The sequence below is a fragment of the Anabaena sp. UHCC 0253 genome, from assembly GCF_009712085.1.
In the GTDB taxonomy this organism is placed as follows: domain Bacteria; phylum Cyanobacteriota; class Cyanobacteriia; order Cyanobacteriales; family Nostocaceae; genus Dolichospermum.
In genome coordinates, this window is sequence record NZ_VILD01000001.1 from 899,920 (window position 1) to 906,550 (window position 6,631).

Genomic DNA, 6,631 nt, shown 5'->3' on the forward strand with positions numbered 1-6,631 from the left:
TATAGAGAATGGGGAAAATATCAGCAAGCTGTTGATTGTCAAAACCAAGATTTAGCTATTCGTCAGCAGTTGGATGACCAAGTTAATATTGCTGATGCTTATAAACAGCTAGGATGGATTTATCAAAGTTGGGGTAAATACGAACAAGCTATAAGTTACTATGAACAAAGTCGGGAACTTTATCAACAATTAGGTAAAGATACAAATGTAGCTAATCAGTGGTATTGGCTGGCTAATTGCTATAGAGAATGGGGAAAATATCAGCAAGCTGTTGATTGTCAAAACCAAGATTTAGCTATTCGTCAGCAGTTGGATGACCAAGTTAATATTGCTGATGCTTATAAACAGCTAGGATGGATTTATCAAAGTTGCGGTAAATATGAACAAGCAATAATTTACTACGAACAAAGTCGGGAACTTTATCAACTATTAGGTAAAGAAGAGAATGTAGCTATACGGTTTCGGCAAATTGCTAACTGTCAAATCTTATTAGCTAAAAATACTGCAAATATGACTGAAGCTACTAATTTATTAGAGGAAGCAGAGGAAAATATCCACCAATCTATAAAAATCAATACTCTAGGAAAATATCAAGAAAATCTTGCCTACGACTATATTATACTCAGTTTACTTTACTCACAATGTCTAAATGTGTTACCTATTGAGAACTCGTTTAAAAAAGAGAATATTACTCAGTTTTATGAAAACTACCACAAAGGTTTAAATTATTTTGATGAACTAGGTAAAACTGTAAATAAAGCCGAAGAAGCTCTAAAAATAGGTCGTGCTTATCTGGAAGTAGAAATTTTAGAAAATCTAAAGCGGAGTGAAGAAATCGCTCAAGAATGCTTGCAAATATTTCAAGATTACAACCGCCGAAAATTGACAGCATCAGCATATAAACTGTTAGGAGAAATTTACCTCAAACGTACACAAAATAATCAATCTGATCATAAGGAAATTGCTAAACAGTTTCTAGCTGAAAGTTTGCAAATATATCGAGATTTAGATTTACAGGAAAAAGCAGGAGAAGTAGATAATTTGATGTAATACTTCTCGATTAAAGAAATTTAGCGACTGTTTTGAATGTCAAACAATATATACAAAAATTCCCCTCCTCACTTGCGGGAAGGGGTTTTTCAATGAGGATATTATTTACTATCAGCCGTCACAAAATTAGCATAGCTTAATTCATTGATGCGATTCCAGTTATAAATCTGTTCTCTAAATTTTTTCCACTGTTCATACAACTGTTTAAAAGTTTCATCCTTACTAGCATTCTCTTCATATATCTCAAAAGCAGCTTTCTTTGCAGCTTGCATAATTTCTGGGCTGTAAGGAGTTAATTTAGTTCCACCAGCCAGCAATCTTGTTAATGCTTCCCCATTCAAAGCATCATATTCAGTTAACATATTCATATTGGCTTCAATAGTCGCTGTTTTGAATATTTCTTGATATTCTTTCGGTAATTTATCCCAAGCTTTCCGACTCACCAATACATCTAAAGTTGGACCCGGTTCCCACCAACCAGGATAATAATAAAATTGCGCGGCTTTATTTAAACCCAACTTCTCATCATCATAGGGTCCCACCCATTCAGCCGCATCAATAGCACCTCTATCTAATGCTAAGTAGATTTCTCCTCCGGGTAACACCTGCACATTCACCCCTAACTTAGACATTACTTGTCCACCTAAGCCGGGAATTCGCATTTTTAAGCCATTTAAATCAGCCACAGATTTGATTTCTTTTTTGAACCATCCCCCCATTTGTGTCCCAGTATTACCAGCGGGAAAGTTGATGATATTAAAATCAGCATAAATTTTTTGCATGGCTTCTAGTCCACCACCATGATACAACCAAGCATTTTGTTGTTGGGCGTTTAAACCGAAGGGTACGGTGGTAGCAAAAGCTAAAGCCGGATTTTTACCTATGTAATAATAACTAGCTGTGTGTCCACATTCTACAGTTCCCCCTTGGACTGCATCTAATACCTGCAAACCGGGTACTAATTCCCCAGCCGCAAAGGGGGTAATGGTGAAACGACCACCTGTCATTTCTTTGACACGTTTGGCGATGGTTTCCGCACCTACATAAGTCCCTAAACTCTTTGTCCAACTTGTCGCCATACGCCATCTGACAGTGGGTAAACTACCTTCGACACTAGTAGATGTACTTGCTTTTGCACAAGCTGTGGCCAGTGTAGCAGTTGCAGCAGCGATCGCACCTGTATTGATAATTTGTCTACGCTTCATAATTTTTTTTGATTTCCATTACTCTATCTTCAGGTTGATAGTGCAATGTATCAGGTTTTTTGGATCAAAAGATCAAAACTGTAGAGACGTTCCATGGAACGTCTCTACATGATTTCTTTGTGATCTACTGAAATTGTGCCATGAAACGGCGATCGATACAGTCTTTCCAGTGCCACAATAGTTGATGAGGTGGTAAAGTAAAATTTCCTCTAGTCGCTAATGCTCTTCCGTCTCCTGTACTAATTAAACTTAAATACGCCTTTTGTGGTTTATAGGATTTGAGTGATTTACCTAAAACAATTCTTCGCAAATTTTCATACAACGGTTTACCTTGACGCACCGCAAACACACCTGCTTTTGGTAAGTGATAATTTATCATTGTGGCAATATCACCCGCTGCAAAAATATGAGAATGCGTTACAGATTGCAAATTATCATCAACTAAAATAAAACCTTTTTCATCTGTACCAATACCCGCATCCTTTACCCAATCTGCGGCTGATGCTTGTGTTACCCAAAAAACGCGATCGCACTCAACTACTAACCCAGATTCACATTTAATCTGCAACTTTTCTGTGATTGGTGCAACTTGACACACAGTTTCACTTAAATGTAATTTCACACCTTTGTTAACTAAAACTCTCTCCATTATTTGCCGTACTGATAAATGATGATTTGGCATTAATTCCCCACTGCGTTGAAATAAATGCAATTCCAAATTTTCAATCTTTAATTTCTGTAAACAAGCTTGCATTGATAATGCTAACTCAACACCACCAGCCCCACCACCAACAATACTAATACTTAGTAACTTTTGGGGATTAATAATAACATTTTCCTGTAATTTATACCAATGTTCTAAAAGTTGCTTAACTGGTTTAGCACCAATAGCATATTCGGCTGCACCTGATACAGACAATTTCGCCGGAGTGCTGCCAATATCAATAGATAATAGATCAAAATCTACTACAAATCCATTAGCACAAAGCACTTTATTATTTTGCAAATCTAGCCCAATCACTTGATGAAGCAACAACTTTGCTTTAGCAAATTTACATAAATTTTGCAAGTCAATATGGCATTCAATATATTTATAAAATCCAGCAATATGTCCCGGTAGCATTCCTGAATAGGGTGTATATTGATCTGGAGTAATTAAGATTAAATTTATGCCGGGTAAAGGGTTTTTACCAAAAAGTCTCAAGACAATAGCATGACTATGCCCACCACCAATTAAAACTAAATTTTTCATAAACGTTAAGAGAAAAAACATCTTTTGCAGCAAACTAATCTTAAACTAACAGTATTAATTAAAACCCGATATTCTTAGGCTAAGAGTTTCTGTAGGTTGGTTTGACATTAGGAAACCCAACAAAACAGGACTTACGCACAAATCACGAAAGAATGAACCATGAAGGAACGAACCATGAAGGAACGAACCACGAAGGAACGAAGGAAACGTTCGCGAAGCGTCCCGTTAGGGATAGAAAAGAGAGTTTCAGAGATATTTTGCGTAAGTCCTACAAAAGTCCGCAAATGTTGGGTTTCCTAATTTAATGTTTTTAGGTTAACCGACAAGTATTAAATTATAACCCAACTTACATCTTGATATTCAATCATTAAACAGGTAGTAGTTATATGATGTCAAAAGTATTTTTTATTGCTCGTTATTTTTCTATCAACGATATTTGGCAAAACAAAATCCTCCCTAAGATAATTGAAGTTCAGAACCAAAGAAAACACAATCAGAAATATTTAGCGCGAATTATCAAACAACTGGAGCAACATCCTATGAGTACAAATATAGAGATAATTCATGATTTAGAAAATATTGCTAATATTAATCCTCAATTTCATTGGGTAATTATGAATATGCTCACAAATATTATTAGAAATAATACCATTTCTTCTCCTTCCCATAAAAAAGAAATCACTAATCACTCTGCGGAAAAAATTAGCCCCTTCATTCAAGCAGCGATTAATGTTATTGCTAGAAGAGACATGACAAAAGATCCTGAAAATGAGCAAATTGATTTAAGTTATACAGACTTGAGCGGTATGAATTTACAAGGAGCTAATTTAGAACATATAAATCTCTATCAAGCGAATCTTTCAGGAGCAAATCTGGCAAATGCTAACCTAGAAAGAAGCATTCTCAGTGCAGCTAATCTAGAAGGTGCAAATCTCAATCTTGCTAATCTTTCTGGTGCAATTCTCAATGCCGCAAATCTTAATAAAGCTAACCTTGTGGGAGCTAATTTACAAAGAGCTAATCTCTATTTAGCTAGTTTACAAGGTGCAATTTTAAATGATGCTATTTTGGAAGGAGCAAACCTACGAGAAGCTAAATTTACAAATTAAATTTTCCGACTTTGAATTACCTGTAAACTTCCACCTGCATATAAAGTCGGTGACTTAACATCAAAACCATTTTCAGTTAATAATCCAGGTAAATCCGTTTTCAATAATTTCCAAGCCGTCTCAGTTTCAAACAACCAGAAAAATACTATCAACCCTGGCCAGAATATCGGGTTTGTGGGTGGGTGAAAATCCACTAGAGTAAATATTCCCCCCGGTTTTAAGACTCGATAAACCTCTGTAATAATTTTTCGCAGTTGTTCAGGCTGCATTTCGTGTAAAGCGGCGCTAGTATGTACTACATCAAATAGATGATCTGCAAAAGGCATATTCTCAGCAAACCCTTCTATGTATGTAGCATCTGGCACATTTTTTTGCGATCGCTGTATGGATAATGGAGAAGCATCTAAGCCGGTGACATTTTTGGAAAAATTTACCAAAAATCTGGTTGCTTGACCACTACCACAGCATAAATCTAGAATTTGGGTATCTGATTGCAATTTTAAATCTTGGAAAGCCAATTGACGAAACCGGGCTTCACCACCCACACTCACAGCCGCTAACCGAGAAATGCCATCATATAACCATTGATATCTATAACTCAAGTCTCTAAAAATTGTTGCCATTGCATTTTTTCCTGCCGATAAAGCTTTATATTTAATAAAGATATATTGTTAACATTAGTAAAAAATCTGCAAAGATTGGGGGAAAGTAACTGCTATGGGTCGTATAGGGGTATTATTACTTAATCTCGGTGGTCCCGATAAACTAGAGGATGTCGGTCCGTTTTTGTATAATCTGTTTTCAGATCCAGAAATTATCCGCCTCCCGTTCCGCTGGATGCAAAAACCCCTAGCTTGGTTTATTGCTACACGCAGACAAAAAACATCTCAAGCCAATTATAAGCAAATTGGCGGCGGTTCTCCACTGCGACGCATTACAGAAGAGCAAGGAGAAGCCATTAAAGCCCAGTTGGGTGAATTAGGACAGGAAGCTAACATCTATGTAGGAATGCGCTATTGGCATCCTTATACAGAAGAAGCGATCGCCCAACTTACCCAGGATAACATTGATAAGTTGGTAATTCTTCCACTTTACCCCCAATTTTCTATTAGTACCAGCGGTTCTAGTTTCCGCCTCTTAGAACAACTGTGGAAAGAAAATCCCAAACTCCAAAGTCTTGAATATACTGTTATCCCCTCCTGGTACAAACAACCCGGTTATCTGCAAGCAATGGCCGACCTCATAGTTGGGGAACTTGAACGATTTCCTAACCCTGATGACGCACATATCTTCTTTAGCGCCCATGGTGTACCAAAAAGTTACGTAGAAGAAGCTGGAGACCCCTACCAACAAGAAATTGAGGAATGCACCTATTTAATTATGCAAACCCTCAACCGTCCTAATTCCCACACCCTAGCTTATCAAAGCCGTGTTGGTCCGGTAGAATGGCTACAGCCTTATACAGAAGATGCACTTAAAGAACTCGGTGCAAAAGGCGTGAAAGATTTGGTAGTTGTCCCCATTAGTTTTGTTTCTGAACATATCGAAACATTACAAGAAATTGATATTGAATATCGAGAAATAGCGGAAGAAGCCGGTATTCACAACTTTGGACGCGCCCCTGCACCCAACACAAATCCGGTATTTATTCAAGCTCTCTGTGACTTGATAATTGATGCCCTTAAACAACCTAATCTGAAACTTTCTCAAGCCGCCCAAATGAAAAAAAGGGTGAAGATGTATCCCCAAGAACGTTGGGAATGGGGAATCACTACCAGCGCCGAAGTCTGGAATGGTCGCATAGCTATGCTAGGTTTTATCGGGCTGATCATCGAGTTAGTCACAGGTAAAGGCTTGCTGCACGCGATCGGACTTTTACATTAGTTTTGGTGATTGGTAATTGGTGATTGGTAATTGGTGATTGGTAATTGGTGATTGGTAATTGGTGATTGGTAATTGATAAGAATTATTACCTCTGCTTCTTCCTTCTTCCTTCTTCCTTCTTCCTTCTTCCT

The 6,631-nt window shown here is 37.4% G+C and carries 6 protein-coding genes; 3 read left to right on the forward strand and 3 right to left on the reverse strand.

The genetic code is table 11. The annotated features are described in order from the left end of the window. On the forward strand, positions 1–1,050 hold a 1,050-nt coding region (locus tag FJR38_RS03970; protein ID WP_168535513.1), incomplete at its 5' end, for a tetratricopeptide repeat protein. A 101-nt stretch (positions 1,051–1,151) separates the two neighbouring features. On the opposite strand, the gene FJR38_RS03975 is transcribed toward FJR38_RS03970, so the two are convergent. Both FJR38_RS03975 and FJR38_RS03980 read right to left on the reverse strand, forming a co-directional pair. Then, on the reverse strand, positions 1,152–2,255 hold the full coding sequence (locus FJR38_RS03975; RefSeq protein ID WP_168535515.1) for a TRAP transporter substrate-binding protein: 1,104 nt from the start codon (positions 2,253–2,255) through the stop codon (positions 1,152–1,154). Between the two features lie 124 nt (positions 2,256–2,379). Next, positions 2,380–3,507: an FAD-dependent oxidoreductase gene (locus FJR38_RS03980; RefSeq protein WP_254449338.1), complete on the reverse strand. Its 1,128-nt coding sequence runs from the start codon at positions 3,505–3,507 to the stop codon at positions 2,380–2,382. Between the two features lie 386 nt (positions 3,508–3,893). On the opposite strand from FJR38_RS03980, the gene FJR38_RS03985 reads away from it, so the two are divergent. Then, positions 3,894–4,616 (forward strand): pentapeptide repeat-containing protein, encoded by a 723-nt coding sequence (locus FJR38_RS03985; RefSeq protein ID WP_254445425.1) that lies wholly within the window; start codon positions 3,894–3,896, stop codon positions 4,614–4,616. Here FJR38_RS03985 and FJR38_RS03990 read toward each other — a convergent pair. After that, positions 4,613–5,239 carry a class I SAM-dependent methyltransferase gene (locus tag FJR38_RS03990; RefSeq protein WP_168535519.1) on the reverse strand — a complete coding sequence of 209 codons (627 nt, stop codon included), beginning with the start codon at positions 5,237–5,239 and terminating at the stop codon, positions 4,613–4,615. The two genes, FJR38_RS03985 and FJR38_RS03990, sit on opposite strands and share 4 nt — an antisense overlap. Positions 5,240–5,333: 94 nt before the next feature. Between FJR38_RS03990 and hemH the strand changes: the two genes are divergently transcribed. Continuing rightward, the gene (hemH, locus tag FJR38_RS03995; RefSeq protein WP_168535521.1) at positions 5,334–6,500 is read left to right on the forward strand and encodes a ferrochelatase; all 1,167 of its coding nucleotides are present in this window, start codon (positions 5,334–5,336) and stop codon (positions 6,498–6,500) included. Positions 6,501–6,631: the final 131 nt, after the last annotated feature.